Origin of the sequence: Methylocaldum sp. RMAD-M (assembly GCF_017832375.1) — a bacterium.
Lineage (GTDB): Bacteria > Pseudomonadota > Gammaproteobacteria > Methylococcales > Methylococcaceae > Methylocaldum.
Window position 1 is genome coordinate 95,827 of sequence record NZ_JAFIBZ010000010.1, and the last position, 24,944, is coordinate 120,770.

Annotated in this window: 29 protein-coding genes; 12 read left to right on the forward strand and 17 right to left on the reverse strand. The window is 56.9% G+C overall.

Annotated elements, in window-relative coordinates; translation table 11 throughout:
• Positions 1-30: 30 nt before the first annotated feature.
• The gene (locus JOD69_RS12100) at positions 31-924 is read right to left on the reverse strand and encodes a hypothetical protein (RefSeq protein WP_086134019.1); all 894 of its coding nucleotides are present in this window, start codon (positions 922-924) and stop codon (positions 31-33) included.
• Between the two features lie 538 nt (positions 925-1,462).
• On the opposite strand from JOD69_RS12100, the gene norR reads away from it, so the two are divergent.
• Complete coding sequence (gene norR / locus JOD69_RS12105) at positions 1,463-3,034, forward strand: nitric oxide reductase transcriptional regulator NorR (RefSeq protein WP_086134018.1); 1,572 nt, start codon at positions 1,463-1,465, stop codon at positions 3,032-3,034.
• A 350-nt stretch (positions 3,035-3,384) separates the two neighbouring features.
• Here the strand turns inward: norR and JOD69_RS12110 are convergent, their stop codons facing one another.
• Both JOD69_RS12110 and JOD69_RS12115 read right to left on the reverse strand, forming a co-directional pair.
• Positions 3,385-4,191 carry a HAMP domain-containing sensor histidine kinase gene (locus JOD69_RS12110; RefSeq protein WP_168183796.1) on the reverse strand — a complete coding sequence of 269 codons (807 nt, stop codon included), beginning with the start codon at positions 4,189-4,191 and terminating at the stop codon, positions 3,385-3,387.
• A gap of 266 nt (positions 4,192-4,457) precedes the next feature.
• Complete coding sequence (locus tag JOD69_RS12115) at positions 4,458-4,730, reverse strand: TraR/DksA C4-type zinc finger protein (protein ID WP_166642682.1); 273 nt, start codon at positions 4,728-4,730, stop codon at positions 4,458-4,460.
• Between the two features lie 292 nt (positions 4,731-5,022).
• On the opposite strand from JOD69_RS12115, the gene JOD69_RS12120 reads away from it, so the two are divergent.
• Positions 5,023-5,664, forward strand: a complete 642-nt coding sequence (locus JOD69_RS12120; RefSeq protein WP_086134016.1) for a hypothetical protein — start codon at positions 5,023-5,025, stop codon at positions 5,662-5,664.
• Between the two features lie 187 nt (positions 5,665-5,851).
• Here JOD69_RS12120 and JOD69_RS12125 read toward each other — a convergent pair whose 3' ends face one another.
• Together JOD69_RS12125 and JOD69_RS12130 are read right to left on the reverse strand one after the other, a co-directional pair.
• Positions 5,852-6,250 (reverse strand): hypothetical protein, encoded by a 399-nt coding sequence (locus tag JOD69_RS12125; RefSeq protein ID WP_086134015.1) that lies wholly within the window; start codon positions 6,248-6,250, stop codon positions 5,852-5,854.
• A 270-nt stretch (positions 6,251-6,520) separates the two neighbouring features.
• Positions 6,521-8,116 (reverse strand): GGDEF domain-containing protein, encoded by a 1,596-nt coding sequence (locus tag JOD69_RS12130; protein WP_168175340.1) that lies wholly within the window; start codon positions 8,114-8,116, stop codon positions 6,521-6,523.
• Between the two features lie 145 nt (positions 8,117-8,261).
• Between JOD69_RS12130 and JOD69_RS12135 the strand changes: the two genes are divergently transcribed.
• The 3 genes from JOD69_RS12135 (at position 8,262) to JOD69_RS12145 (ending at position 11,107) form a co-directional block, all read left to right on the forward strand.
• Positions 8,262-8,495, forward strand: a complete 234-nt coding sequence (locus JOD69_RS12135; RefSeq protein ID WP_077728672.1) for a hypothetical protein — start codon at positions 8,262-8,264, stop codon at positions 8,493-8,495.
• 232 nt (positions 8,496-8,727) lie between these two features.
• On the forward strand, positions 8,728-9,177 hold the full coding sequence (locus tag JOD69_RS12140; RefSeq protein ID WP_240506929.1) for an RDD family protein: 450 nt from the start codon (positions 8,728-8,730) through the stop codon (positions 9,175-9,177).
• A 109-nt stretch (positions 9,178-9,286) separates the two neighbouring features.
• Entirely contained in the window at positions 9,287-11,107 is a 1,821-nt protein-coding gene (locus tag JOD69_RS12145) for an adenosylcobalamin-dependent ribonucleoside-diphosphate reductase (RefSeq protein ID WP_086134014.1), read from the forward strand.
• 156 nt (positions 11,108-11,263) lie between these two features.
• Here the strand turns inward: JOD69_RS12145 and JOD69_RS12150 are convergent, their stop codons facing one another.
• From JOD69_RS12150 to JOD69_RS12160, 3 genes are all read right to left on the reverse strand, one after another.
• A complete protein-coding gene (locus JOD69_RS12150) occupies positions 11,264-11,626 on the reverse strand; it encodes an HPF/RaiA family ribosome-associated protein (RefSeq protein ID WP_077728670.1) in 363 nt (120 codons plus the stop codon).
• Positions 11,627-11,961: 335 nt separating this feature from the next.
• Positions 11,962-13,200 carry an aminotransferase class I/II-fold pyridoxal phosphate-dependent enzyme gene (locus tag JOD69_RS12155; protein ID WP_086134013.1) on the reverse strand — a complete coding sequence of 413 codons (1,239 nt, stop codon included), beginning with the start codon at positions 13,198-13,200 and terminating at the stop codon, positions 11,962-11,964.
• A gap of 117 nt (positions 13,201-13,317) precedes the next feature.
• Positions 13,318-14,289, reverse strand: a complete 972-nt coding sequence (locus JOD69_RS12160) for an L-threonine 3-dehydrogenase (protein WP_086134012.1) — start codon at positions 14,287-14,289, stop codon at positions 13,318-13,320.
• A gap of 217 nt (positions 14,290-14,506) precedes the next feature.
• Between JOD69_RS12160 and JOD69_RS12165 the strand changes: the two genes are divergently transcribed.
• Positions 14,507-14,884, forward strand: coding sequence for a 4a-hydroxytetrahydrobiopterin dehydratase (locus JOD69_RS12165; protein ID WP_086134011.1), 378 nt, complete (start codon positions 14,507-14,509; stop codon positions 14,882-14,884).
• Here JOD69_RS12165 and hflD read toward each other — a convergent pair.
• Positions 14,871-15,500: a high frequency lysogenization protein HflD gene (gene hflD / locus JOD69_RS12170; RefSeq protein WP_086134078.1), complete on the reverse strand. Its 630-nt coding sequence runs from the start codon at positions 15,498-15,500 to the stop codon at positions 14,871-14,873. The genes JOD69_RS12165 and hflD overlap by 14 nt on opposite strands.
• Before the next feature lie 51 nt (positions 15,501-15,551).
• Positions 15,552-15,908 carry a nucleotide pyrophosphohydrolase gene (locus tag JOD69_RS12175; protein ID WP_086134010.1) on the reverse strand — a complete coding sequence of 119 codons (357 nt, stop codon included), beginning with the start codon at positions 15,906-15,908 and terminating at the stop codon, positions 15,552-15,554.
• A 153-nt stretch (positions 15,909-16,061) separates the two neighbouring features.
• On the opposite strand from JOD69_RS12175, the gene JOD69_RS12180 reads away from it, so the two are divergent.
• Together JOD69_RS12180 and JOD69_RS12185 are read left to right on the forward strand one after the other, a co-directional pair.
• Entirely contained in the window at positions 16,062-16,370 is a 309-nt protein-coding gene (locus JOD69_RS12180) for a hypothetical protein (protein ID WP_077728665.1), read from the forward strand.
• 5 nt (positions 16,371-16,375) lie between these two features.
• Positions 16,376-17,428 (forward strand): metallophosphoesterase, encoded by a 1,053-nt coding sequence (locus tag JOD69_RS12185; protein ID WP_086134009.1) that lies wholly within the window; start codon positions 16,376-16,378, stop codon positions 17,426-17,428.
• Here the strand turns inward: JOD69_RS12185 and JOD69_RS12190 are convergent.
• From JOD69_RS12190 to JOD69_RS12205, 4 genes are all read right to left on the reverse strand, one after another.
• A complete protein-coding gene (locus tag JOD69_RS12190; protein WP_086134077.1) occupies positions 17,425-17,874 on the reverse strand; it encodes a CDP-archaeol synthase in 450 nt (149 codons plus the stop codon). The two genes, JOD69_RS12185 and JOD69_RS12190, sit on opposite strands and share 4 nt — an antisense overlap.
• Positions 17,875-17,959: 85 nt before the next feature.
• On the reverse strand, positions 17,960-18,625 hold the full coding sequence (locus JOD69_RS12195) for a DUF1614 domain-containing protein (protein WP_077728663.1): 666 nt from the start codon (positions 18,623-18,625) through the stop codon (positions 17,960-17,962).
• 58 nt (positions 18,626-18,683) lie between these two features.
• Entirely contained in the window at positions 18,684-19,190 is a 507-nt protein-coding gene (locus JOD69_RS12200) for an Hsp20/alpha crystallin family protein (protein ID WP_086134008.1), read from the reverse strand.
• Positions 19,191-19,223: 33 nt separating this feature from the next.
• Positions 19,224-19,478, reverse strand: a complete 255-nt coding sequence (locus tag JOD69_RS12205) for a hypothetical protein (RefSeq protein ID WP_139841055.1) — start codon at positions 19,476-19,478, stop codon at positions 19,224-19,226.
• Positions 19,479-19,532: 54 nt separating this feature from the next.
• Between JOD69_RS12205 and JOD69_RS12210 the strand changes: the two genes are divergently transcribed.
• Complete coding sequence (locus JOD69_RS12210) at positions 19,533-20,822, forward strand: hemolysin family protein (RefSeq protein WP_240502395.1); 1,290 nt, start codon at positions 19,533-19,535, stop codon at positions 20,820-20,822.
• A 50-nt stretch (positions 20,823-20,872) separates the two neighbouring features.
• Here the strand turns inward: JOD69_RS12210 and JOD69_RS12215 are convergent, their stop codons facing one another.
• The 3 genes from JOD69_RS12215 to JOD69_RS12225 are packed head-to-tail and all read right to left on the reverse strand — an operon-like array spanning position 20,873 to position 23,043.
• A complete protein-coding gene (locus JOD69_RS12215) occupies positions 20,873-21,058 on the reverse strand; it encodes a hypothetical protein (protein WP_086134007.1) in 186 nt (61 codons plus the stop codon).
• Between the two features lie 17 nt (positions 21,059-21,075).
• Positions 21,076-21,687, reverse strand: a complete 612-nt coding sequence (locus JOD69_RS12220; RefSeq protein ID WP_086134076.1) for an alpha-ketoglutarate-dependent dioxygenase AlkB — start codon at positions 21,685-21,687, stop codon at positions 21,076-21,078.
• Between the two features lie 15 nt (positions 21,688-21,702).
• Positions 21,703-23,043: a nicotinate phosphoribosyltransferase gene (locus JOD69_RS12225; RefSeq protein ID WP_086134006.1), complete on the reverse strand. Its 1,341-nt coding sequence runs from the start codon at positions 23,041-23,043 to the stop codon at positions 21,703-21,705.
• A 112-nt stretch (positions 23,044-23,155) separates the two neighbouring features.
• Between JOD69_RS12225 and JOD69_RS12230 the strand changes: the two genes are divergently transcribed.
• The 3 genes from JOD69_RS12230 (at position 23,156) to JOD69_RS12240 (ending at position 24,926) form a co-directional block, all read left to right on the forward strand.
• Positions 23,156-23,449, forward strand: a complete 294-nt coding sequence (locus JOD69_RS12230; protein ID WP_133718730.1) for a hypothetical protein — start codon at positions 23,156-23,158, stop codon at positions 23,447-23,449.
• A gap of 9 nt (positions 23,450-23,458) precedes the next feature.
• Positions 23,459-23,665, forward strand: a complete 207-nt coding sequence (locus tag JOD69_RS12235; RefSeq protein WP_077728659.1) for a heavy-metal-associated domain-containing protein — start codon at positions 23,459-23,461, stop codon at positions 23,663-23,665.
• A gap of 280 nt (positions 23,666-23,945) precedes the next feature.
• Positions 23,946-24,926: a malate dehydrogenase gene (locus tag JOD69_RS12240; protein ID WP_086134075.1), complete on the forward strand. Its 981-nt coding sequence runs from the start codon at positions 23,946-23,948 to the stop codon at positions 24,924-24,926.
• Positions 24,927-24,944: the final 18 nt, after the last annotated feature.

The window sequence follows — 24,944 nt, forward strand, 5'->3', positions numbered from 1 at the left end:
GGCGATGAGCATGAAGCGCAGCCGCCCTTGTCATTCGGAGCGACTGCTCGCCATAGCCGCCGAAGCGGCTTCGATGCTCTGCTGATCGGACCGGGCTTGCCGCGGCGCCGGCAGCCCCAAGTCGGCCAAGCCGCGGCGAACGAGCTTCGCGCCGACATCGGTCACGAGCTGCTTGAACTTTTCCGCTTCGTGGTCGAGAAGATTGGGTGCCGCTCCGGCCACCGGATACGCATCGGCATCGGCTCTTCCGATGACGTGCCCGGTGGCGGGGTCAATCAGCTTGACCAGCACCTGCAAGGGCGTCTGCGACTCGAAAATCCTGTAGGTCCCGATTCCCACCTCCAGCACGGCATCCACCCGCTCTTTGGCGTGGGACCGATAATCGACGGACGAGGTGTCGCCGTTGTACCACTGCCGGATGGCGTTATGCCAGTAGGCGAGATTTGCGGTGCGGTTGCCGGGGGCGATCGGCAACGGGTAGTACTGCTCGGCGGAAACGGCTTTGAATCCCCCGGCGGTCAACATCTCGGCCGCTTCCCGCGCCAACACCAGCGTGGGGGCCCAGTTCTCCGCCAGCGAGGCGACCGGAGCCAGCTCAGGATTGTCTGCCACGGACGCGATTCGCGGGAGAGACGGTTCCGGCACGATATCATTGTGGCTTACCAGTCCGGCGATCAGTACTCCGCCGGGATTCCGGTAAATCTTCCTTTCCAGAAACAGATCGTAAGGAACGGTATCGTTTTGCCGATAAATGGGCAGCCGGGATTCGATGAGGTCCGGCATTACTTCGAGGGGCGGCGGTTCCACCGGAATCACGAGGATCGACTGCAAGCTGCCCGACCGGTCGGCAGGCGGCTTGATCGGAGGAGCGAGACAAGCGTTCAGTGCAACCAGCAAAAACAGCAACAAGCTATAACGTTTCATATTTGGGAGGTACCCCAGTCCCATGGAATCCAGTGCGAGATAAAGAACCCGGACATCGCTTCGAACAAGCTATTCGTCGCTTTCCGACGTAGACATGTCCGATGCGCCGGGCACCCGTGCCCCATCCTTAGCAACCCTAATGCCACAACGCAGGTGATTGAATTCAAAAAACATTTCAAAGAAACACCGGCCAATGTCGTCATAATGACATCGACTCGACAACAAACAACAACCCGGCCTGACCTTCAACCCTCCAACAAAGCTTCGAATCCATTAATCAGGCCCGTAAATACCCTTCTGGTATTTCGGGCCGCCGCCCAGGCCCGGCACACGCCCGGCCTGGGCTTACGCGGCTTGTCGCCGCGCCTGGGCATCCCTGCCCCGGATTAACCCGGCCTAATTTAGAGGCAGGGTTAATAACCGTGCATTCGGAAATAACGCGCCAATTGCCACAAGAACTCATTGCTGTCACTATGACAGCACTGTGGTTAATTCGACTACGCCTCTATGGGAATGTTCGACTACGAACCTTTGAAATATGAACGAACGCTCGAAGATAAGAACGACCGAGAGCGCGATTCGCGAAGCGGTCTTGAGCCTGACGGCGAATCTTTCGATGAAAGAGCGCCTCGAGGGATTTCTCGAAATTTTCGCCAAAGTCACGGGAAATCACGCTTGCGCCCTGTTGCGCTTCCAAGACGGGGTACTCGTGCCCGTGGCGACGCGGGGCCTTTCGCCCGAGGTCATGGGACGCCAATTCGCCCCGGAGCAACATCCCCGGCTGGCGGCGATCCTCGGTTCGAGAACACCGATCCGATTCGAGGCCGACGACCCTAGGCCCGATCCTTACGATTCGCTATTGCTGAATGATGCCGGAGGCCGATTGCCCGTCCATTCCTGTATCGGCTGTAGCCTTTATAACGAGAACACCCTGCTCGGAGTGCTCTCGGCGGATGCGTTAAAACCCGGCGTATTCGACGGCATAGACGACCACATATTCCAGACCTTTGCCGCCATCGCGACGGTGGCGCTGCGTCACGAATCCTTTATCAGTGCGCTCGAAAGATTGGCTAGACACCGCGAACTGGTGACCAGCGAACTGGTCAACGAGGCCCTACAGCGCCGCGGGCAGATACTCGGCGACAGCCCCGCGCTGCAGGAACTGAGGCGCAACATCGGTATCGTAGCCCGATCCGATCTGACGGTCCTGGTGATGGGAGAAACCGGGGTGGGCAAGGAGGTGGTCGCTCGCGTCATACACGCGCAATCGCTGCGGGCCGACCAACCCCTGGTGTACGTGAACTGCGCCGCGCTGCCGGAGTCCTTGGCCGAAAGCGAACTGTTCGGACATGTCCGCGGCGCTTTCACCGGCGCCCATACCGATCGGGCCGGCAAATTCGAGTTGGCGGAGGGAGGCACTTTGTTTCTGGACGAAGTCGGCGAACTGCCCCTGGCTATCCAAGCGAAGCTGCTGCGTGCCCTGCAATTCGGCGAGATCCAGCGGCTCGGCTCGGACAAGAGCCACCGGGCCGACGTCCGCATCATCGCCGCAACCAATCGGCAGCTCGACGAAGAGGTGAAGGCGGGGCGGTTCCGAGCCGACCTCTATCATCGGCTCAGCGTGTACCCTTTGAACGTACCGCCGCTGCGGGAACGGCTCACGGATATTGCACCGCTGGCCGGATATTTCCTGGATCAGGCGCGGACGCGCCTGGGCTTGGACCGCGCCAACCTGGCGCCCGCGACCATCGAAGCCCTGAGGGCCTATTCATGGCCCGGCAACGTACGGGAACTCGAGCACGTCGTTCTCCGCGCCGCTCTGCGCGCCTCGGCGGACCGGGGACGTTCGTTGACCTTGCAACCCGAAGATTTGGACATCGGCTCTGAAATCCACTGGAGCGTGGATGCCAAGACCGGCTTGGCGTTCGGAACGAACCCGGTATCGCTTGCACGTGCGGTGGACGATTTTCAGCGGCAGTTGATCCTCAAGACGCTGGACGAATGTCGTTTCAATTGGTCGGAAACGGCTCGCCGCCTGGGACTGGACCGGGGCAATCTGCATCGCCTTGCCAGGCGCCTCGGACTAAAGCCGATCAGCCGCATGGCTTGACGCCGCGGCATTTCTTATCGTCGTTTCCGTTGGCGCGTATGGATTGATTGCAGGCGCCTTATTCCAAATCGCTTTCAGTAGGAATTCATTCTTGTAGGATGGGTAGAGCGAAGCGAAACCCATCGAGCGACCTTGAATCGATGGGTTACGCGGAGCCTGTCCCGAGCGGAGCCGAGGGGCCCGTCCTGAGCCTGTCGAAGGGCTAACCCACCCTACGATGAGTGTTCACTCGAATGCCGAATGGAATTATGAGTGGGAGCGGGCTTTAACCCGCGATCGAACGACGAAAAAAGCCGGACAACGTCCGGCTTGAGCTTAGGAAAGCAACCATAGTCTCAGGCGGTTGATCACTACGTTGCCAAAAAGTTTAGCCGGGACCAGGTCGCCGGAGAATCGTGAGGATCGCGACCGGAAATAAGGCCTTGTTCGCCTCGGAGCGGCAGCCACACGACGAACTCGGTGCCTCGTCCTTCGCCCTCGCTGGAAACCTCCACTTTCCCGCCATGCATTTCGATCAAGCGTCGCACCACGGAAAGCCCTATCCCCAGGCCGCCTTGCGTGCGGTCCAATGTCCTCGGCCCTTGAGTAAACAGATCGAAAATGTGGGGCAAAAGCTCGGGAGGTATGCCGATTCCCTCGTCCTTGACGTGCACGGCCGCTTGGCCCGATTCGATCTCCACCGAGAGCCAAATCCGCCCCTCCTCGTTACTGTATTTTGCGGCATTGTTGAGAATATTGGCCAAGGCTTGGGTTAGGCGCACCTCATCACCGTCCAGATCGAGATCGAGCGGCCCCGATTCGACGATGAGCTTGAGCCGACGGGCCTTGATCAGCGGCAAATTGACTTCGATCGCCCGAACGATTATGGCAGCGAGATTGAGCGGGGCCGGGCGAAGCGCAATCGTCCCTCGGGTAATCCTGGATACGTCGAGCAAGTCGTCGATCATTCGGGACAACTGAGCCGCCTGGCGGTCCACCACCTCCCGTGCCCACTCCGCCCTTGGCTCTTGCAAGTCCAAGCGGCGCAACACTTCGACCGCGTTACGGATGGATGCCAACGGATTGCGCAATTCATGAGCCAGCATCGCGAGAAATTCGTCTTTTCGCGACTGAACCGAAATGGCGTCTTCGGCGGATATCGAATCGTCAATGTCCATGAGTTGGACGCTACAATCGGATGGCAACATAACACTCGGTCCATTTTGGTCCTTGAAAACATCTTTGCCGTATCGCGCGGATACCGAGCGACCCGGCAAATCCCACTGCTGCTCTGGATGCGCGAGAGCCTTGCAGAGCAGCACGAATAAATCGGCGAAACCAACCGTATCGCGAGCAAACGGTAGACTCGATCAGGTCTCGTACCGGTTTTCGCAAAAGCGGCGGGCAATTACGCCGAACAGATGCTGGACCAAAGTGCGAGACCTCACTTATCCCGGTCATCGAAATTCGGATATAACCGAGCCTCGTTCTGCTGCTCGCGGTCGTACTCCAGTTGGCAATCGATGCAGCGTACCGCGCGGGGATTGGCCGCAAGGCGCTCCAAAGGAATAGGAGCCTCGCAATCGAGACAAACCACCAGCCCCCGTTCGGGGTCGGTAATTTGTTGTTCGTTCTCGGCCAATGACGCCTTCAGGCGTTGCAACGCTTCGGCTCGCGTACATTCTTCAACGATCTGAGCAATATCGATATAGTCCATGTCGGCAGCCTCCTTAGCATGAGGGAAATTTCCGCCTGGAACCGTATCAGCAAGGCACATCAGGCGACCTAACCCCTTCGAGAAAGTCGCCGCTTATTCAGTTCCCGCTACCGTATTGGTACTTAATGGTGTCGAGTAAGTCGAGCCGACGGTATAGGTTTGTACACCTATGGAAGCATACTTATGTTATGCCGCGAATTGATGCGGGTATCTTCTTGTACGCACAATTTGGTAGCTGATCGGGACTCCGAACGAGACACGAGCGACGGAAACCATCTCAAGGAAGAACCCTATGAAAACCCTCAGCATTGCCGCTGCCGCCGCAGCGGTTTCGATTTTGTCGGGCGTCGTCGCCGCTAAGCCGGCCGTTCCGTCGAGCATCTCGTTCGGTGCAAAGTACCCGACATCCTTTGACGTTGACTCGCATTTTTCCTTCACGGAAACCGACCGCTGCATCGTCAGACAAAGGACATTCGAACAGGGGGAGCCGGTGATAAAGGCCGTTTCGGAATGTGAAAAGCCGATCATTATGGTCTTCTGCATTCTTACGGTGGAGGACGGCTGGTCTTGCTGTTCAAATGCCGAATATCCCGGTCAACCGCTGATGGGCCGCGGTGACTATCATGCCCTCGGCAGCCGCGATCTGGTTGAATCGGAACCTCGTAACAGTTTTGCTGTCGGTTGCGTACCGACCAAGGTCGGCCCTGCCCTACGAACCTTGAATCCGCTAAGCCTGGGGTCCGTCCCGGACGATCCATGCTATTTAGCGATACACGGACTCGATCAAGCCTTGCTTCAAACTCCACAAGGCGACCCGCATGAAATCTTGAAGACGCTCGGCTTTACCGCAATGGCCCGGCCGCTTCGGTCATTCACGCTATCGGCAAAACCGTTCGCCTATCTCCGTAAGACCATGCTTGGCAAGACGGGATAGCCAATGCTCCGCTTGAAATGAGGGTGCCGCCGAAAGCGACACCCGATGCGACCCGAGGAAAGATCACCTTCTGAGCGGCCGTGAGCCGTTGAAAGCGGCAGGGATAGTTGCGGCGCCCCCGAAGGAATCGGCAATAGCGTCTTCGAGGTGGAAATGACAATGCGCCAGTCCGCATTTACGCAGCCGGCTATTCGGCTGGTTCGTTCTGCTCGAACTTCGAAAACTCATCCGGATCCAATTGGCCATCCTGATTCCTGTCCATTTCGCGCCAACGTTCCATTAACTTGCTGTCGGAGCGACCTTCGCTTTCGGAAATCAGGCCGTCGCGGTTCTCGTCCAGCTTTTTGAAACGCTCGCTCTTGATTTCCCGTTCGACCTCGACCTGATGCTTGGTCGCCGGTATGTCCTTTTCGATCTGCTGGCCGGGCGGGCGCTGGGCCGGCGGCTCGGCCGGCTGGTTGGTAATGTCCAGGGATCTTTCAGTCGCTTCATCCGGGTTGGGAGTTCCCGGAACTCGCTGTTGCTCAGCCGCTGCCCAGGATGAACCCAGCAGTGCGAGCACGGTGATGATGATTGATGTTTTCATGACAGACCTCCGTATCCACAATGAATATTCAATGCTTTAAAGCAGTAATCGGAGGATTTCCGCTCCTAATGATTAGGACCCGCTTGTCCCTGCGCGGTTCTGAAACGAAGTCGCCGGTATAAATCGCGATAGCTGAATGGACCCCAAAAAACGCCGGAGCCGGACGCAAACGAGCTCAATGCGCCGCGCCGGGGACGCGGCGATCAGTCTTTCGTTCTGACGCCGCTCCGGAAGTACTTGCGACGGGATGCGTTGGAAAAGCAGTGATCGTCACCACGACGCCGGATGACAATCCAGAGATTTGAGTACAAGGGTGGGACTCTGTTGGCTCTTGCCGACGGCCTTGTCCCGATACATGGCTTGATCGGCTGCCCTCAGCAATTCGGCGGTGGTCGAGCCGTCTTCAGGATAGACGGCGATGCCCACGCTAGCGCCTAAGACCGGCATCAACTTATTGGTTCCATTGACGTCCACGGACGGTTGGAAAAACGCTTTCTTGATTTTCCTGGCCACGGATTCCGCACCGGAACGGTCTCCGATATTCTGCAGAAGCACTACGAATTCGTCTCCTCCCAATCGGCCTACGGTATCCGTTTCCCGAACGGAATGCTGAAAAATGCGGGCGGCGCGTTGCAAGACCTTGTCCCCGGTCTGATGCCCGTAATAGTCGTTGACCTGTTTAAATCCGTCCAAATCGAGGTAAAGCACTGCCACCTTCCGCCTCGACCGGTGAGCTTCGGCCAGCGATTGATCCAACCGATCCATGAATAACTGACGATTGGGCAGTCCGGTCAACGGATCGAAATTGGCCAACAAAAATAGCCTGTTGCCCTCCTCGAGTTTACGTTTTTCATAGCGGTCATAGATTCTGGCAACACTGAAAAACATGAGGAGACATGCCAAGGATCCCACAAAAATCAGGTTCAGCCGGTTCCAATCAAGATTCGCCCACCCCAATTGTTGTTCGATTTCGAGAGATAAGTGTTTCTCCGGCTCTCCGAAAGAGCTGCGAAAAAGCAGCTTGGGAAACAAGCTGGATTCGAGGGGCGTTGCCGGCGAAGCCTGCTTATGAATCAACTTGTCACCCGGATTTGCTCCAGCGTGCACCGACTCGAACAGGGTGAGCGCCAACGCAACGGAATCGGAAGGGAGATGGAAAAGAGCCTTCACCCTGCATATCACTACGGCGAAACTTACGCCGCCTGTTAAACTTACCGGCTCCACGAGCGCATAACCCCAATCGCCGTTATTGAGCAGGAACGAGCGACTGGCGGCAATTTCTCCGGACCTCAGAGCGCGCTGAAAGGCGTTTCCGAGTACCGATACCAAATCGACATCGGTCTCCGACAAGGGTCGCGTCTCATCGGCGTCCGGCGCAATGGAATTCGGAGCATACAAGAACGGTTTGCCCACAGCCGCAACTCGAATCAGGCGATTCCTACGATCGGAAAAAAGATGTACCGAAGAAGCGACACCCTCATGAAGCCTTAAGGCAACGAATTCTTCCAAAGTCTCCTTGTCGAACTTCGGAACGGTGCCCATGAAGTAGATGCCGGCATCCTGGTCCGAGATCAGGCGCGCGTAGGTAGTGATCTTCTCCTGATTTATGGGCTCCTCGGTCTTGAGGAATGCCGCCAGTCCATGTGTCGCATCAACATAGCGACGCGTTTGCGAAACCAATTGCGTTTGAATCAGGGCGGACGTCTCGGAAAACCGCTGGGTTTCCCGCTGAATGTCGAGAAAAACGGCGAACGCCAATCCCGCAGCGGCGATCAATATCCAGCATATCGTCAACAAGGCGTAGAAGGAAAACCGCTTGACGATCAGTTCGATTATCCCCTTTTGCAACAACGCCGCGGCCTGCATAGCCTTTATGCTACTATTCGCTGCCGGCTGCCCGACTTCAAGGATTCCCGGATTGCCACCGGAATGGCGATCCAGCTCGAAGGGGATGTACGATTCTGCATCTCTACGAATCCATGATTGCAAAAGATTTTGGAAGAGGAGATACATGTTTAAACCCAGACTCGACGTATTCCTTGCTTGCCCGATTCATACCAGCGCTCTCATCGCGAACTTTTTGGTTCTGCTGTTCTTGCCCCTGGTACGCCCACCGATCACCCTGTCCATGCTGCTAGTCGCGCTACTGGTCTACCTCTCGATGTTCTTTGGCGCCAAATCGGCGGCTAACGAAACTCAGAGACTCTTGTCGTTGAGTAACGACGATAAACCAAGCGTTCACTGAACGGTCATCCTGCTATCTCGCCGGTCGAAACTGTTCGACGTTCAGCTTACATGCGGACGGCGCGAGATAATGTGATTTAGTACCAACTTCCGGAAAAACCGCTCGTTAATGATTAATGCAAAAACCATGCACAAGCCAAATGTTTCGAGCGCCGCAGTTGATGTTTCATCCGCTGCGACGAACTCCGCATAAGGCGGGGACGCGCGTCGAAGACTCCGATTGAGTCGCCTTTGTGACTCCGAAGCACAACTCACCCGGCTTGCTGCGCCGCCTGGCGGCGCTCGTTTACGACATGGTCGTGCTGGTTGCGGTACTCTTCGCCGCAACGGTCCTCCTGCTGCCGCTTCATCACGGAGAAGCCTTTCAACCGAACCACGGGCTGTATAGCGCATATCTATTGACGGTCAGCTTCGCGTTTGTCGGGTGGTTCTGGACCCATGGCGGACAAACTCTCGGAATGCGTTCCTGGAAAATTCGCCTGTGCACGACAGCCGACACTTCCATCTCCTGGGGCCAGGCTTCGATTCGCTTCTTCTGCGGCTTGATATCCTTCGGCTGCCTAGGCCTCGGCTATCTCTGGGTTTTGTTCGATTCGCAAGGCCGTAGCTGGCACGATCTCGCGTCCCGGAGCAAAATCGTTTGGCAAGATTTAGAGCCTTCAGAGAAAACAGTCATGAATTAAGCGTCTAAGGCAAGAACAATGTCGGATGTCGCGGCGAAATCGGGCATCCAGCTTGCCCCCGCCGCTCATCCCGACACAACGATCTCGCAAAACGCAGCGGAGATGTCTCATGCAGGACCGCGCCGATGTATTCGAAAACCCCGTGTCACGGGAGGTCTGGAATTGGAAATACCGTCTCACGGACGAAGCGAGCCGCGACTTTGGCGTAAGGGATACCTGGCGGCGTGTAGCGCGAGCCCTGGCCAGCGCCGAGCCCGAAAATTCCGCCCATTGGGAACGCGCTTTTTTTGAAGCCTTGGAAGACTTCCGGTTCTTGCCGGGCGGGCGAATTCTGGCCGGAGCCGGCAGCCGACACGATGTCACGCTGTTCAACTGTTTCGTAATGGGCACTATTGAAGATTCCATGGAAGGCATCTTCTCGGCTCTCAAGGAAGCGGCGCTCACCATGCAGCAAGGAGGCGGCATCGGTTACGACTTTTCCACCCTGCGCCCGTCCGGCATCCCCGCCCACCGATGCGGTGGCGTCGCCTCCGGCCCGGTATCTTTTATGCGCATTTGGGACAGCATGTGTGCCACGGTTCTTTCGACCGGTGCCCGACGTGGTGCCATGATGGGTACATTGCGCTGCGATCATCCGGACATCGAAACCTTTGTCGGTGCCAAACGAACCCTCGGCGAGCTACGGAATTTCAATCTTTCCGTACTGATCACGGATGATTTCATGGACGCGCTGAAGCATGATCGGGATTGGCCGCTGGTATTTCCCGTCAATCCCGAGGGAACCCCTGCCGGTACCGGACAGATCGTTCTGAGACGCTGGTCCCATACCGACACCCCTGTTCCCTGCCGCATCGTTCGAGTGATCAGAGCCCGCGACCTGTGGAATGCCATCATGCGGTCCACCTATGAACATGCCGAACCGGGCGTTCTGTTCATCGACCGCATCAATCGGGAAAACAATCTTTGGTATTGCGAACACATATCGGCCACCAATCCTTGCGGCGAAATCCCCTTGCCCCCTTACGGCGCTTGTGATTTGGGCTCCATCAATCTCACCCGCTTCGTATCGCGGCCGTTCGAGGATCACGCCGCTCTGGATTTCGCGGGCATCGAACGGATTACCGCCGTGGCTGTGCGCATGCTGGACAACGTCATCAATGTCAGCCGGTTTCCCTTGCCGCAACAGCGGAATGAAGCGCTCGATAAACGGCGTATCGGTCTGGGAATTACCGGGCTGGCAGACGCCCTGATAATGTTGGGTGTACGCTACGACGACGAACAGGCGTGTCAGCTTGCCGACAAAATCATGCGAACCGTGTGTCTCGCGGCATATCGGACGTCGATCGAACTGGCGAGCGAAAAGGGTTCTTTCCCGTGTTTGGATCGCGACAAATACCTACAGAGTCCATTTGTTCGGGCCTTGCCGCGCGCCATCAGAAACGGCATTTCCGAACACGGCATTCGGAACAGCCATCTGCTGGCAGTCGCGCCCACCGGCTCCATTAGTCTGCTCGCGAACAACGTGTCCAATGGGCTCGAACCGGCATTTGCCGAGCGCTATCAACGACGCGTCCTAACTCCCGAAGGCCTTCAGAACTACGACATCGAAAACTATGCGGTCCGGTTGTGGAAGCTCGAACGTTCGAAGCACACGCTGCCGCCGGCTTTTGTCACCACCTTCGAATTGTCGCCGCTCGCACATTTACGTATGCAGGCCGCAATCCAACGTTCGGTGGACAACGCCATTTCGAAAACGGTCTACCTGCCCGAGAACTTTCCTTTCTCCGATATGGAGTCACTGTACCGCCAGGCCTACGACATGGGACTAAAGGGTTGTACCACTTATCGGCCCAATCCCATTACCGGAGTCGTAATCAGCCCGACGGAGCCCATGACGGATTCCGCTATCTGCTGCGAACAGAACGATTAGCCCGTGACGCCGCCGGCACATGTCGCTCTGTCACGACACTCGGATATAAAACAGGCGCGGAACTGAGAAAGGGGTTTTGGCGGGAACCGGGACACCGGCGGGGCGTAAGAAGCGATTAGATCTCGTTACGCCCCGGACCGTCGTGTGGTTAAACGATTAGAGGGCGGTGGACGAAATTTTATGGTTCTTGATTTCGCCACGCTGCATGCGGACGTGCTCCTCGAGCTGACGCTTTGCGGCATCGAACGCGTCGCGTAACGCGACGTACACATCCTCATGTGCCTGCTTGTCGTGATGGTCGCGGCTGACCACGATCTGCTTCTGAGGAACGCTCAAATCGATTCTGACTTTATAGAGATTACCCTGGTGCTGATGATGATGCTCCGCCTCGACGGCGACTCTACAGCTGATGATGTGATCACAGAATTGCTCCAGTTTTGCGGCTTTCTCCCGAATGCGGGTTTCAACGGCGTCGGAATGAGGAATGCCTCGAAACGTAATCTCTAGTGGTACTTGCATAGGTCTTTCCCATTAAGTGTCAAGTCTGTAAGTAGTCCAAAAAGTCTCCACCGAAGCCCTGGTCCAGCGCATGCTGTCCGGCTCGTCCAAATTTCCGGCTTCTGCTTGGTGGTTCGGTCCATTGGTTGTTGTGTTGTGACCCTGTAAGGCTTGGGTCGATGGGGCCGAATATGCGCTCAGCCCCTTATTTCCGTGCCGCTCCGGGCACATGATATACAACCCGAAGTCGCCCTGTCGACTTGCGCCCCGCCGCATATTCACGCGAAAGCTTAGTCATAAGACTCGTGCGCTCGAAAACGGTTGCCGGCCGATTTGCCACGGGAACCGGTGTTCGATTACGAGGCGTTCGTTCGCCTGAACTCGCGCAGCGCCGCCAAGACCTCGTCTAGGTCCGCCTCGGTATGATCCGCGGAAACCTGAAACCGGATTTCTTCGTCGCCGCGGGGCACTACCGGATAAACGATCCCGGTCGCCAGAATGCCCCGCTCGCGCAGATGAAGGACCATGCTTCGGGTCCTTTCGGTATCCCTGAGCATCAAAGGGACGATCGGATGCGCGCCGGGAAGCGTCTCGAATCCCGAATCCGTTAGACCTTGCCGGAACTTGGCCGTCAAGTCCCGCAGCCGCGCGAGCCGCTGCTGCCCCTCGGAACCGCTCACGATTTCCACGGCTCTCGCGCCGGCGGCCGCTTCGCCCGGCGTGATCGGGTTCGAATAGATGTAGAGCGGGGCTTTTTCGCGCAAAAAATCGACCAGCAGCGAACTGCCGACGACATACCCCCCGTTGACGCCGAAAGCCTTTCCTAAGGTACCGATCAAAATATCCGCCGGCCCGCACTCCGCATACTCCTCGGTGCCTCGGCCGGTTTGCCCGAAAGCGCCGACGCCATGGGAGTCGTCAACGACGACGAACACCCCTTCGGCAAATTTTTCATCATAGGTCTCGGCCAGCGCCATCAGTTCCCTTAGTGGAGCATGATCGCCCCGCATGCTGAAGATGCCGTCGGTCACGATGATTCCCCGCCGGCACGACTCGGCCGCCTGCCGTAAAAACGTCTCGGCCTGATCGAGGTTCAAATGCTCGTAAACGAACTTCTCCTTCGGCCGGGCCAGGCGGATCGCATTGATGATGCAGTTGTGGTTCAACTCGTCGCTGATGACCGCGGTTTCGGGGCTGATCAGACTCGGCAAAACGCCCATCACCGCCGCGTAAGCCGAGCTGAACAGCATTGCCGCCTGGCGGCCGTGGAACTCGGCCAGACGCTGTTCCAGCCGCACATGCGGCTCGTAGGTGCCGCTGATGAAGCGCACGGCTCCGGGACCCGCACCGTAATTCCGGACGCCATCCTCCTCCGCCCTCATCACGTCCGCGTGATGCGCGAGCCCAAGATAGCCGTTGGAGTTCATGCGGAGAAACGGACGGTCTCCCTCTCCTTTCAGCAGATAACGGATGCCGTGCCCGTCCCGCGGCGGCAGAACGCTGGTAATGATCGTTTCCCGGCTCTTGCGCACGCCGGACCGGTCCAGCTGCGCCAGCTCTTGCTTCAACAAAGCCTCCATTCGGTCCATGGCCATAGTTCACCTCGTCGCTCAATAATTGATTCCGGAAACGGCAATCGGACGCGAATCAAAGCCGGGATAGCCGGGCTCCATGGAGCTTTTCCAATCCGTTCAGGCAGTCCGCTGCCGTCCCTATGCAGATACACCCTGCAATTTTGCGCGAATCTTTTCGAGCATGTCGTTCGTCATACGCGTTATGTCGTAATGTGGCGTCCAGCCCCACTCCGTCCGTGCCGCGCTGTCGTCCAGGGATTGGGGCCAGGAGTCGGCAATCGCCTGACGCACCGGGTCCACCTCATAGTCGATCGCAAATTCCGGAATATGTTTCCGAATCTCGGCAGCCAATTCGCCAGGGGTAAAACTCATGGCGGTCACATTGAATGCATTGCGGTGTTTCAGCCCGGCGGCGTCGGCTTCCATCAGCATCATCATGGCTCGAACGGCATCGGGCATGTACATCATGTCGAGACGCGTGTCGGCCCGGAGAAAACAGGTGTAATGACGATAGCGGATCGCTTGGTAGAAGATTTCCACCGCGTAATCGGTGGTTCCGCCGCCGGGCGGAGTCCGATAGGAAATGATCCCCGGCAGGCGCAGGCCTCGGGTATCGACGCCGAACCGGCGAAAATAGTAGTCGCAGAGCAATTCGCCGGTAAGCTTGGTGATGCCGTAGATCGTCGTCGGACGCTGGATGGTGTCTTGAGGCGTGTCTTCGCGCGGCGTGGTCGGTCCGAAAGCGCCGATCGAACTCGGAAAGAATACGGCGCATCGGTACTGGCGGGCGACTTCCAGCATGCGATACAAACCGCCCATATTGACGTTCCAGGCCACCTGAGGCCGATCTTCGGCTACGGCGGAAAGAAGTGCCGCCAGATGATAAATGGTCTCGATCCGGTAATGGCGCACCACGTCCTGAATCTGGCGCAACTGGGTACAGTCGAGATGCTCGAACAGGCTATCGCTTTCGCCCGCGCCGGCGGGGGGCATGCGAATATCGGCCGCCACCACGAGGCCGTCTCCGTATCGGGTCCGCAACGCCGGAATCAGCTCCGAACCGATTTGGCCGAGCGCGCCGGTCACCAAAATTCGACCTTGTGTACCCATCGTATTCTCCTTCCCCTCGCGGAGCTCCGGATCAGCAGAAAGCCAGCGGTTTCCGAGAGATCGATAGGCCAAGGTTAAATCTCGCCGATGACCGGGTCAATGCAACGGGGATGACGGCGCTGATGCTACTGCTCAGAACCCGTATGAGCCTTGACAATAGGTTTCGGGAACCACAAGCTGGGTCACTGGTCAGCACTCGTGCCCGGAGGTATTCACCATGACCAAAAAAGAAGAAAAGGCCTATTCCCAGGAAGAAATCGAAGAGCGCCTGAAGCAGGAGCTTCCGCATTGGTATTACGAAAACGGCTGGATACGCCGAAAATTCCGAACCCACAGCTGGAAAGCCACCCTGATGGTGGTGAATACGGTCGGACATCTCGCGGAGGCCGCCTGGCATCATCCCGATCTGACCGTGTCTTATGCGTTCGTCATCGTCAAGCTGATGACTCACACGGCAAAAGGCGTAACGGACAAGGATTTCGCTCTGGCGAAAAAGATCGAGGAGGTCGTGCAATGGCAGCCTGGCGCGGAAACCGGCGGCATCCTGGAAGGCACACCGGACGATCCGCGCTTCAGGTATCTCAAGTACGACTGAGCGACTCGAGCAACTGCTGCGCTTCCTTTTGCAGCTTCGGACGAAGGAACAGCAGTTTCCATCGGCTGCCGCCGCACTTTCGCCACAGCACCACCGAGCGGATACCGGCCAGCAAGAGCGCACGGATTCTGTTGCCATTCTCCGGATCGGACAGATACATCTGCTCGCCCGCCACCATCACCCGCGGCTTCAGTTGGCTGACGGTCTGATGATAGGTTTCGGCAAGCGTTGCGAGCACTTCCTCATCCAGAACACCCCGCTCTTCGGCAATGGCGGCGGCTTTTTCCATGCCTGCACGAATGGCCTCGAGCATGCGGGGCTGCTTCATCAGCTTGCGCTCGAGAAAAATAAGCGTCGAGGCGTAGCGCGCCAGCTCCGGATCCACGACATCGGGACCGCCCAACTGTTTTTCGATTTGCCTGAGCCCCGTCATAACGCAGTGGAGACCGCCGTAAACATCCACCACGTCCCCCGAGTCGATCTTGAGCACGCTGCCGATGCTGGCCGCCATGTCCTCGCGATCGGCCGTTCCCCGCTTGGCGATGTGCTGCACGAGGTAAACCGCCTGGGACAGGCCGGCCAAAGCGATCACTTGATTGCGTAAAGTTTTTGTCATCACAGACTGCAACGAATGGCGAAAAATGACAGACCCATTCTCCGCGAGGGATTATTGGTCGCGCCGATTGTATTTCACCGCGTTTCCCTTGGCCAATTCGACAGGATACTTTTCAGCGTTCTTCCGCATCTTTTCCTGCACGGCCTCCTCCAAATCGATACTCATGAGGTCGGCCAGCCGCAGCAGATAAATCAGAACGTCGGCGATCTCCTCCCGCACTGCGCGATAATCTTCGGGATTTTCGGCCAGACGATGCGATTCATCATCCTTAAGCCATTGAAAACGCTCCAGCAGTTCCGCCGCCTCCACGGAAAGCGCAATCGCGAGATTTTTCGGACTGTGGAATTGGTCCCAGTCTCTGTCACGGGCAAACTCTCGTAGAGCCTGTTGTATCGCTGCAATGTTCATGGAAAGCTCTGTTAGCGTATTTTTTTATTGAGGCGGATTAAGCGAAAATAGTTAACACGAATATGGCAAGAGAATGAATACAACAAGCTCTGGACGAACTCCGTGTGATTTCGTTCAATGTTTGTAAACAATCGCTCGTGAAGGTGTAAAAAAATGGAAAGTCTTATTCAGAACCTGCAACGCACGATTCGCGCCTTGGAAACCCTGAGCGAAAAAAAGCTGCCCGAAGCCGATCAGGTGGACGAACTGCTTGATCAACTGTTTCAGCAGAAAATCGACCTTGTCAATATCACCATCAGCAGCTCGTCACCGGTTTACCAGCAGGCGGTTCAGGCCATGAACCAAGCGGCGGCTCGGGTCGAAAGAGCCGTCAAGGAGCCGTCCCGCATAGGCGATGCCGTTCCGGTCGTGTACGATGCGGTGGGCAAGCTGGCTAAGCTTTTGAATCATGTGATGCCTTGACGCGAATGCAGCCCACGCCACCGGGCCAGCGCTTTCCCTTTCCGCCGCTGAAGGCGGCCGGAGACGCGGCGCTCGCGTCAGAATCCATTCCCCTCGGCCACCTCCGTTGTCCGCCCATCGATTCAGAGACCTATCGAAGGTTGGAAAGGCGGGTGGGGCGCTGCCACCTCAACCAAAGACTGGGCATAGAGCATGATTTCGAGGCTCGCGTGTTCGGCCAGGGACGCACTTTATTCCATATCGAAAATTGGTATTCCGTTCATGGCTTGATCCGCCATATCCTGCGGCTCTTGTGGCTGCACAACCGTGGCCGCGAAAATGCCCGAACCATCCAAATCCGTCATAACGAGATCAAGCTCGAACGGCTCCCGCGGGCGTTCGACGGTTTTACTCTGCTGCACATTACCGATCTTCATCTGGACATCTCGGAGGATATTCCCGACACGCTCATCGACGCCGTAAAGCGGGTCGATGGCTACGACATCTGCGTTCTGACCGGCGATTTTCGTGCACAAACCTATGGTCCGTACGAACCGACGCTGACGGCCATGCAAAAGGTTCGTCCGTTTCTGAAGGGGCCGGTCTACGGCGTCCTGGGCAATCATGACACCATCCGCATGTCGCCTGGGCTGGAAAACCTGGGAATCCACATGCTGTTGAACGAGTCTATCGCCCTAACTCGCGGCGATGCGACCATCTATCTCGCCGGCATCGACGACCCTCACTACTACCGCGCCGACAACATCGAGAAAGCCACCGATCAAATTCCACAGGAGTCGGTTTCCATTCTGCTTTCGCACTCGCCGGAGATGTATCGGCACGCGGCCTATGCCAATTTCGACGTGATGCTGAGCGGCCACACGCACGGCGGCCAGATTTGCCTGCCCGGAGGCATTCCCATCATTCTCAACGCAAACGCCCCTAGAGCGTTCTGCAACGGACCATGGCGTTACCACTCCTTGCAGGGTTACACATCAGCCGGCAGCGGTGTCAGCATCGTGGATGTGCGTTTGAACTGCCCGCCCGAGATAACCCTGCATCAGTTGCGCTCGACCTAGTAGGGCTGCTCGCGTATCCGGAGCTGGAAAAGGATACGCGAGACCACGAGTTCCAGGAATGTAAAGCCGGCGACGAGACCGGCCACATGGATAAGCTCCAAACCCAGCTCGACACGCACTGCAAGTAAAGGGAACAAAGACTCCGGAATTTGATCCAGTCCTAATGCCATGCCACTGGCCGGAACACCAAGACGCCTCTTGATGAAGCTGGAAAAGAGATCGCCCAGCATCGCCGTGGCGCCGATGCAAAGACCCAGCTCGAAGGGAAATCCTACCCCCGCGGCGGCCAGTCCGGTAACCGGAATCGCAGCAATGAACCCTCTCCAGGTCTTGGACGAGCCAAACAGCGGCCGCCGGTCGACGAAATGCGCGCCGCCGTCTATAGGCCATGCCAAACGCTCGCCCAGTCCCTTGTTGATCAGTATGGGAACGCCGTTAGCGGCCATTAGCAGGAATAGAAGTTTAAGAGTCAGCATTGTCACCGTAATCGGCCGCCCAAAACCGGTACCGCAATTCGAGAATGTCGCCGCTTCAGCTCAAGAGCACTGCCACCAGGCCGGTTATGAAAATGCCGTCGAAAGTGCCGGCGCCTCCGATGGATGCAATCGGAGCCGCCATTCGGCGAATATCCTTCAGGCGCAAGAGATCGGCACCGATCAAGACCCCCAACGATCCCGAGATATAGGCGAGAGGAGCCCGATATTCCTCTCCCAGGAAAATGGCGGCCAGAGCCGCCGCGAGCGGAGCGACCAAGACCGGCATGCCGATGCCGACGCCCGGAATGGGCCGGCTCATGAAGTAGCTGACCGAAGCGACAAAAGCCGTAGCCGCAATAATTTGCAAAGGCGGAACACTGTAGCTGTTGACCAGGTACAGCGAGAACAGCACCGGCACCAAACAGCCGCCCACGTTTACCGCGACTTGAGTGCGGCCGGTAAAAGGCACCGGCGGCCGGCGCAGCAAGCCGTATCCTATTCTTTCAATCGGCGGTGGCGCGGCGGATACCCGCAGCGTAAACAAAGGCAGATTGATGGCGCTGCCGAGCAAGGAGGTAATCAACAGCGTCAGCGCCGATTCCGGATTCAAACCGAGTTTCTGGAAAGTTAGGGTAATCAGCCCCAGCTTGATACTGAAGATAATCCACAGCAGCAAGCCCAAAAAGAACAAAAAGTAGAGAGGTGAAAACGGTGATCGCATCAGCGCTGGTCCAGCCCATAAAAAAGGCCGTGGGGCATGTCCCACGGCCCCTCATGGGTTATTCGACTTTAATGCTTTTACGCTTGGAGGTGGCCACCTTGGGAATGGTCAACTCGAGCACGCCATCTTTGAAATTCGCCTTGACCTTATCCCCTTCCACCGGGCAAGGCAGGCGGATGGTCCGCTGAAATTCGCCCCGACTCAGCTCGCGCCGGTAGAACTGGCCTTTTTCCTCCTCTTCCTCGCGTCGGGTCGTGGCTCGAATGCTGAGTGTATTGTCCTGCAGCGAGACATCGAGGTTTTCCTTGCTGACCCCCGGCAACTCCGCACGGACCAGCAACTCCGGTTCGCGGTCGATCACATCCACTCTAGGCACGCGCCCGCCGAAGACGGACTCTCTTTCCGGCCAGCCCCGTCCAAAAAAGAACGGTTGCATCCAGTTGCGCCGCACCTCGTCGAACCATTGCTCGAGCTCGTCCAAGGGGCTTAGGAATTGCCCCGCTTGCGGCTGCGTCACTTCTTTGCCGGTGGACTTTTTGGTCTGACTCTCTCGCTTGTCGGTCATAGCATTTCCTCCTTTATAAACGCAAACTTGGATTCACATATCAGGCACGCTGGAGAGAACAAAGCCGGACATGCCGGTTTCTGAAATAAGACCGTTAACGACATTTTTCAACGGCTTTGCGACGAGCTGCTGCCTTCCATAGGTCGTGCAACATTCGACAACAACCCATGTCAAAGTGTTGCAAGAGAAAGCCGTATCGGCAACATGGCGTGGGGTTCGCAAGATGTCCCCTTCGGTTTTCTTTTCCCCTTCTTCAACTGTCGGCGCTTCAAAACACCATTTTTGCATCGCCCTTTCTTATTCGCTACTCTAGCTTACCGGATAAACAACCGCTATCTTTTGATGGAAATTCTCATATTGGTCTTTCTTTTTCTGTTGAATGGCGTATTCGCCATGTCGGAAATGGCCATCGTCTCCGCCCGGAAAATCCGCCTGCAACAGTCCGCCCAAGAAGGCCATTTCGGCGCTAAAGCCGCCCTCCAGTTAGCCAACGAACCTTCTCATTTCCTTTCCACGATTCAGGTCGGCATCACCTTGATCGGGATTCTCATGGGCGCTTTCGGTGAAGCAGCCATTTCCGGCGAACTAGCCGAATATCTCGAACAGTTTCCGGAAATTGCGCCTTACAGCCGCGGTCTATCGCTGGCCGTGGTGGTCATCGGGATTACTTACTTTTCTCTGATCATCGGCGAGCTGGTTCCGAAGCGGCTAGCGCTGCAAAAGCCGGAGAAAATCGCCATGGTTATCGCCCGGCCGATGAATTTCATTTCGCTGGTGGCGTATCCTCTGGTCAAGATTCTGAGCCTATCGACCGACTTCATTCTGCGGCTGTTTAGAGCGCGACAGCCCGAGGAGCCGCTGATCACCGAAAAGGAAATCAGGATCATGATCGATCAGGGCACCGCAGCCGGCGTGTTCGATAAATCCGAACAGGAGATGGTTTCGAACGTCCTGCGCCTGGATGTGCTTCGCGTCGGGGCGATCATGACGCCTCGGATGGATATCTATTACCTGGACATCAAGGATTCATTCGAGGAAAACCGCCGAAAGATCATCGACAGCCCCTATTCGAGAATCCCCGTCTGCAAAGACGGGCTCGACAACGTCATAGGATTCGTCCAGGCCAAGGATCTGCTGACCAAAGCCCTCCTCGGCGATTCCATCGACCTGGGCCGACTGATCAAAACGCCACGCTACGTGCCGAAATCCCTCAATCCCATGCAACTGTTGGAGGAGTTCAAGCGCTCGAAAACGCCCATGGCTTTAGTCGTGGACGAATACGGCGAAGTCGCCGGACTGGTCACGCTCAAGGATGTGATGGAAGCCATCGTGGGCGACATTCCTATGGCTGAAGGGGAAGAAGAACCGGAAGCCATTCAGCGAAACGACGGTTCCTGGCTTTTGGACGGAATGCTGAGCACCGCGAAATTCAAGCAGATCTTCGACTTGGAGGAACTACCCGACGAGGCCACGGGCAATTTCCATACGATAGGCGGCTTCGTCATGCTGCAGCTCGGTCACGTTCCGCGCGCGGCCGATCATTTCGAATGGAATCACCTTCGTTTCGAAGTGGTCGACATGGACAAGAATCGAGTGGACAAGCTGTTGGTTTCGCCGATCGATTTCGGCTAACAAGGCTTGAGACGACGGAGAAACTCGACGTAGCCCTAAACTTGGCTTGATCAGCGTGACTCGTTCTTCGTGGTGCCGCAGCGTTCGCACCGATAAACGGTAATCAGCTTGCCCTGCTTGACGTCAAAGGGCTTTTCCCGCACCACTATCCATTTGTGAAAACCGCTCCGGCACAATGTCTTGCCGGCGTGCTTTTCCGAGGCCTTCGGCCGCCGGAAATTAACGACATCGCCCATGGATCGAACTCCTCAACTCAGGAAAAAATGGTTCTGAAAGTCAAATTAATGCGTTCGGTCTTAGGCTCCCGCGCTTTCGGCACGGAATGTCGCCACCCATGCTGCAAACGCCCGCCCATGAGCAGCAGACTGCCGTGGGTCAAGACGATTTCCAAGGTTTCTCCGGTCTTGTTGTGGCGAAGCCTGAACAGCCGTTCGGCGCCAAAACTCAAAGAGGCGATGAACGGGTTCGATCCGAGCTCTTTCTCCTTGTCGGCATGCCAGCCCATCGAGTCCCGGCCGTCTCGATAGAGATTGCCGAGCACGCTGTTGAACCGCCGCCCGCAAAACCTTTCAACGCGGTCCTTCAGCATCGACAAGGTTTCGTTCCAAGGCAGCGGTTCATGGCTCACGCCGGAGTAGCGGTAAGCCGCGCCCGCGTCCCCGTACCAGCACACCAACCGCGGTACCCTCACCCGCCTGCCGAAAACCGTGATGTCTTCTTCCTGCCAAGCCAACTCCCGCCGCAAAAGGATATGAAGCGCATCCGCTTCCGGGCGAGAAACGAAATCTTCGACGAAATACAATTCGCCGTCCCGAGGCGCGAGATTAACCGTGGGCCATTGGGCCGGTGAGCCTGGCTGACGCAAACCGAACAACCCCGTTCAAAGACCCGCGCTATCCATCCGTTCCACCAAACGCTGCAGACCATCGGAAATCAGAACGGTGTACGCCGCGCCATCTTCGATGGCTTTCAGGGCGGGTGGCAATTGCTGCAATTGTCCCCGTAGCCGCTCCCGCATGACAGCGAGCGTCTCCTGTGCACCGACGCGCTTGCCTTTGGCCATTACCTGGCGAAGCAGCGGTTCGCCTTCGATCTGAGACTCGCTTTCCTCGGCCATCACATCGTGCAGCATGTGGCCTTCATCGTCGTAACGGCGGTACACCTGCTTGCGCCCAGGCCAATTCTCCTTGCCTTTCGATCGCTTGCGTCTGGGACGCCCCGCATATTCCTGCAACTTGTAGGCGCAGTTCAAGTACGGCATATCCTGGGACGTCGTCAAACGCGTTCCGACTCCGAATCCATCGATAGGAGCGCCTGCCTCGAGCATCCTCAGGAGTTCGTGCTCGTCCAGATCGCCGCTGGCGAAAATGCTGCACTCCGTGAGCCCGCCCTCATCCAGAATCGACCGTACCCCCTTAGCCAGTTCCGCCATATCGCCGCTGTCTAAACGCACCCCTTTTATGGGGATGTTTCTTTCGGCCAGCCTGGGAGCCAAAGCAACCACTTTTCGGGCGGCTTCCAGCGTGTCGTAGGTATCGATCAGAAGCAGCACGTTGCCCGGCAGGCTTTCCGCAAACCGCTCGAATGCTTCGACCTCGTCGTCATGCGCCATGATGTAGGAATGGGCCATGGTGCCGTAAACCGGAATGTCGAATAATTTTCCGGCCAGAACATTCGACGTACCGTCGAAACCGGCCAGATAAGCGGCTCGGGCGGCCATCAGACCGGCCTCGGCGCCGTGGGCGCGGCGCAGTCCGAAATCCACCAAAAGCTTTCCCGGCGCGGCGAGCGCCGATCTAGCCGCTTTCGAAGCGATCATGGTCTGGAGCTGAACGATATTGATCAAACGGGTCTCGATGATCTGGGCCTCGGCAATCGGCGCCGTTACCCGAACGATCGGCTCGTTCTGAAAAAAGACCGTTCCTTCCGGGATGGCATAAACATCCCCGGTGAAGCGAAGCTTGGACAAATGGTCGATAAACTCGGGCGTAAAGTAATCCAAAGTACCGAGCCACTCGCACTCCTCGTCGGAAAACTCGAAGTCTTCCAGGAATTCGACAAGCTGTTCCAGCCCGGCGGCAATCAGAAAATTTCGGTTCGGCGGAATCTTCCGTACGAACAGTTCGAAGGTCGCGGTGCCGGACATGCCCTCCCGATGATAGGCCTGCAGCATGGTAAGCTGATAAAGATCGGTAAGGAGCGCGGCGTGTTGTGTTTTCATGCTGTAATCCGGTCCTGCGATATCAGACGGGCGTCCGAGACAAAGTCGGCGATTATTAACGGCCTTAAAAACTACGCGGAATTTTTTGGCTGTTCGGAGTCACAAATAAATAATGTCTAGCGATATCGAATCATCGAGCGATCGGACATCGGCTGTCAAACGGACTATTGCTTCAAATGCCGTTCGAGCCGGTATTGAATGTCTGGTTCGCTCCAACGCCAAGACTTATAATTCTTGGGCGTCCGGACATGGCATCAAGTTCAAAGCCTGCTTTAGAAGCGGCATTGCCCTGTTTGAACTTCGGCGCAATCCACCGGCTTTTAGTTCAGACGATGTCGCACTGGCGAGATCACAATCGCGGCTGGCCCGCGAATCCGTGTCGAAAATCACAGATTTCACAGATTGAGTATGACCAATGGCTAAAATTGTCTTGAAGGTAACGGGCATGAAGTGCGGCGGCTGCGAAAATCAGGTCCAGGACGCCGTTAAATCCTGTGTCGGCGTTTCATCAGCCAAGGCTTCCCACACGGCCAGCACGGTCGAAATCGATTACGACGAAACAAGAACCGACCTGGCCTCGGTTAAGCAAGCAATCACCGAAAAAGGCTTCACGGTCGGCTGAAAGTTCCGTCACGCGAGCTTTTGCGCCAGGCGGTACTTTCCTCCGTTAGGATGAGCAATCCGTTCGGCTTTGCAGGGACCGTAGCCGCGTCCACAAATCCAGCACACGATAGGAAAAATGTTTGCCGACTCGTAATGGTATTCGGAGCAGTGCCGATGGATAGAATGGAATGGCGAATCGCGCCGTATCCCTGTCTAATGTCTGAGAGGTTTTCAAGCAGGGAGATGCTTATCGGCCTTCGTGCCGCGGCTCGATGCTCAACTATAAAAAGGGTATTCACATGAAAACGCCTGCGCATATCGCCGTTACGGGAGCGGCGGGGCAAATTAGTTATGCATTGCTGTTTCGGCTGATTGCAGGGGACTTGCTGGGCGACGATCAACCCATCGTATTGCATTTGCTCGAGATTCCGGAGGCCATCGTCGGATTGGACGGCGTAAGGATGGAACTCATCGATTGCGCCCCGCCCTTACTCCACGATGTGATCGTATCCGATGATCCTTATGTGGCGTTCGAAAATGCCGATCTCGCCTTCTTGATCGGCGCGAAACCGCGGGGGCCCGGCATGGAGCGCAAGGATCTCTTGAGGGTGAATGCGGACATCTTCGCCATCCAGGGCCGGGCGCTCAATGCCGCCGCCAAACGCAGCGTCAAAACGCTGGTGGTCGGCAATCCCGCCAACACCAATGCCTTGATCACCCAGCACAATGCCCCCGATCTTCCGCCGGAAAATTTTTCCGCCATGACCCGGCTCGACCACAATCGGGCGGTAAGCCAGTTAGCCCTGCATTGCGGTTGCTCGGTGAGCGATATTCGGAAAGTGATCATCTGGGGCAATCATTCGACCACGCAGTACCCGGACTTGCATCATGCACTGGTTCAGGGAAAGCCGGCGCTCGACAGGGTCGAATGGGATTGGTACGAAAAGGAGTTCATTCCGACCGTACAGAACCGTGGCGCGGTGGTGATTCAAACACGCGGAAAATCGAGTGCCGCTTCCGCCGCCAACGCAGCGCTAGACCATATGCGGAATTGGCTGTTCGGCACGCCGACTGGGGACTGGACCAGTATGACTATCCTCAGCGACGGCAGTTACGGTATCGCACCGGGCCTCATGTTTTCCTACCCGGTCGAAATCGAGGACGCACAGTACCGGATCGTACAAAATTTGGAAACCAGCGAGTTCAGCCGGGAGAAACTCAAGATAACCGAAGCCGAGCTGTTGGCCGAACGCGAAGCGGTGCGGCATCTCCTCCGTTGAACGCGGGCGGCGGCGCAG

Coding starts and splice junctions, on each gene's coding strand:
- JOD69_RS12100 (WP_086134019.1), bottom strand. CDS start 924: ATGAAACGTTATAGCTTGTTGCTGTTTTTGCTGGTTGCACTGAACGCT.
- norR (WP_086134018.1), top strand. CDS start 1,463: ATGAACGAACGCTCGAAGATAAGAACGACCGAGAGCGCGATTCGCGAA.
- JOD69_RS12110 (WP_168183796.1), bottom strand. CDS start 4,191: ATGGACATTGACGATTCGATATCCGCCGAAGACGCCATTTCGGTTCAG.
- JOD69_RS12115 (WP_166642682.1), bottom strand. CDS start 4,730: ATGGACTATATCGATATTGCTCAGATCGTTGAAGAATGTACGCGAGCC.
- JOD69_RS12120 (WP_086134016.1), top strand. CDS start 5,023: ATGAAAACCCTCAGCATTGCCGCTGCCGCCGCAGCGGTTTCGATTTTG.
- JOD69_RS12125 (WP_086134015.1), bottom strand. CDS start 6,250: ATGAAAACATCAATCATCATCACCGTGCTCGCACTGCTGGGTTCATCC.
- JOD69_RS12130 (WP_168175340.1), bottom strand. CDS start 8,116: ATGCAGGCCGCGGCGTTGTTGCAAAAGGGGATAATCGAACTGATCGTC.
- JOD69_RS12135 (WP_077728672.1), top strand. CDS start 8,262: ATGTTTAAACCCAGACTCGACGTATTCCTTGCTTGCCCGATTCATACC.
- JOD69_RS12145 (WP_086134014.1), top strand. CDS start 9,287: ATGCAGGACCGCGCCGATGTATTCGAAAACCCCGTGTCACGGGAGGTC.
- JOD69_RS12150 (WP_077728670.1), bottom strand. CDS start 11,626: ATGCAAGTACCACTAGAGATTACGTTTCGAGGCATTCCTCATTCCGAC.
- JOD69_RS12155 (WP_086134013.1), bottom strand. CDS start 13,200: ATGGCCATGGACCGAATGGAGGCTTTGTTGAAGCAAGAGCTGGCGCAG.
- JOD69_RS12160 (WP_086134012.1), bottom strand. CDS start 14,289: ATGGGTACACAAGGTCGAATTTTGGTGACCGGCGCGCTCGGCCAAATC.
- JOD69_RS12165 (WP_086134011.1), top strand. CDS start 14,507: ATGACCAAAAAAGAAGAAAAGGCCTATTCCCAGGAAGAAATCGAAGAG.
- hflD (WP_086134078.1), bottom strand. CDS start 15,500: ATGACAAAAACTTTACGCAATCAAGTGATCGCTTTGGCCGGCCTGTCC.
- JOD69_RS12175 (WP_086134010.1), bottom strand. CDS start 15,908: ATGAACATTGCAGCGATACAACAGGCTCTACGAGAGTTTGCCCGTGAC.
- JOD69_RS12180 (WP_077728665.1), top strand. CDS start 16,062: ATGGAAAGTCTTATTCAGAACCTGCAACGCACGATTCGCGCCTTGGAA.
- JOD69_RS12185 (WP_086134009.1), top strand. CDS start 16,376: ATGCAGCCCACGCCACCGGGCCAGCGCTTTCCCTTTCCGCCGCTGAAG.
- JOD69_RS12190 (WP_086134077.1), bottom strand. CDS start 17,874: ATGGCCGCTAACGGCGTTCCCATACTGATCAACAAGGGACTGGGCGAG.
- JOD69_RS12195 (WP_077728663.1), bottom strand. CDS start 18,625: ATGCGATCACCGTTTTCACCTCTCTACTTTTTGTTCTTTTTGGGCTTG.
- JOD69_RS12200 (WP_086134008.1), bottom strand. CDS start 19,190: ATGACCGACAAGCGAGAGAGTCAGACCAAAAAGTCCACCGGCAAAGAA.
- JOD69_RS12205 (WP_139841055.1), bottom strand. CDS start 19,478: ATGCAAAAATGGTGTTTTGAAGCGCCGACAGTTGAAGAAGGGGAAAAG.
- JOD69_RS12210 (WP_240502395.1), top strand. CDS start 19,533: ATGGAAATTCTCATATTGGTCTTTCTTTTTCTGTTGAATGGCGTATTC.
- JOD69_RS12215 (WP_086134007.1), bottom strand. CDS start 21,058: ATGGGCGATGTCGTTAATTTCCGGCGGCCGAAGGCCTCGGAAAAGCAC.
- JOD69_RS12225 (WP_086134006.1), bottom strand. CDS start 23,043: ATGAAAACACAACACGCCGCGCTCCTTACCGATCTTTATCAGCTTACC.
- JOD69_RS12230 (WP_133718730.1), top strand. CDS start 23,156: ATGTCTAGCGATATCGAATCATCGAGCGATCGGACATCGGCTGTCAAA.
- JOD69_RS12235 (WP_077728659.1), top strand. CDS start 23,459: ATGGCTAAAATTGTCTTGAAGGTAACGGGCATGAAGTGCGGCGGCTGC.
- JOD69_RS12240 (WP_086134075.1), top strand. CDS start 23,946: ATGAAAACGCCTGCGCATATCGCCGTTACGGGAGCGGCGGGGCAAATT.